The organism is Pseudoduganella buxea, from assembly GCF_009720835.1.
In the GTDB taxonomy this organism is placed as follows: domain Bacteria; phylum Pseudomonadota; class Gammaproteobacteria; order Burkholderiales; family Burkholderiaceae_D; genus Rugamonas; species Rugamonas buxea.
In genome coordinates this window covers 1-490 of sequence record NZ_WNKZ01000252.1, presented here as the reverse complement: position 1 = coordinate 490, position 490 = coordinate 1, and the positions used below count along the sequence as shown (strand labels likewise).

At 59.4% G+C, this 490-nt stretch carries 1 pseudogene; it reads left to right on the top strand.

What is annotated here, in order from left to right:
* Nucleotides 1-17 precede the first annotated feature (17 nt).
* Nucleotides 18-490 (top strand): annotated as a pseudogene (locus GM672_RS27855) (transposase); the annotation flags it as partial.

The following is a 490-nucleotide window of genomic DNA, read 5'->3' as shown; positions in this document are numbered from 1 at the left end:
GGAATACGACTGTGAATATGACTAGGAACAACCAAACCATCGAAGTAGTGACGGTGTCGGAGGAGCGGCGCCGTCGCTGGTCAGTGCAGGAAAAGGCTGCGCTGGTCAAGGAAACGTACGAGCCGGGGATGAGCGTGTCGCTGGTAGCGCGCAAACACGGCATCAGTGCCAGCCAGCTGTTCAATTGGCGCAAGCTCGAGCGCGAAGGCGCCCTGGTGGCCGTCCAGTCCGGCGAATCAGTGGTGCCGGCAAGCGAACTGGCTGCCGCGCGCGCCCAGATCGCACAACTACAGCGCATGCTCGGCAAGAAGACGATGGAAGCGGAAATCCTTCGCGAAGCGATCGAGGTAGCTCGCGAAAAAAAGTGGATTGCGCGCTCACCCTTATTGGACAAGGACGGCCAGTGAAGCCGGTCTGCGCTGTTCTTGGTGTAGCGCGCTCGAACATTATTGATCGCCTTGCGCGTCCTGTAGACTGGATCGATGGTCGT